This is a genomic window from Achromobacter sp. 1011811831 (genome assembly GCF_059760905.1).
Window position 1 is genome coordinate 1 of sequence record NZ_JCBANG010000238.1, and the last position, 306, is coordinate 306.

Sequence of the window (306 nt, forward strand, 5' to 3'; positions counted from 1 at the left end):
GCTGGGCAATGTGGTGATGGCGCCGCAGACGCCTGCGGCGGGCGCGGGCATCGCCACGCTGAACCCGATACCGGAAGTGCCGCGCGGCGACGTCGACCTGATCGCACCGCTGGGCACGATCGATCCGGGCGAGGCCGGCGTGCGCAGCTCGGGCAACGTCAACGTGGCGGCGCTGCACGTGGTCAACGCGGCCAACATCCAGGCCCAGGGCAACAGCAGCGGGGTGCCGGTGACGGCGGCGGTCAACACCTCGGCGCTCAGCTCGGCCAGCGCGGCCTCGGGCGCGGCGGCGGCCTCGGCCGAGAG

1 protein-coding gene is annotated in these 306 nt (G+C 74.5%); it reads left to right on the forward strand.

Features of this window, described 5'->3' with window-relative positions:
• On the forward strand, window positions 1-306 hold a 306-nt coding region (locus tag AC6LJ9_RS30780; protein ID WP_498150476.1), incomplete at both ends, for a filamentous hemagglutinin family protein.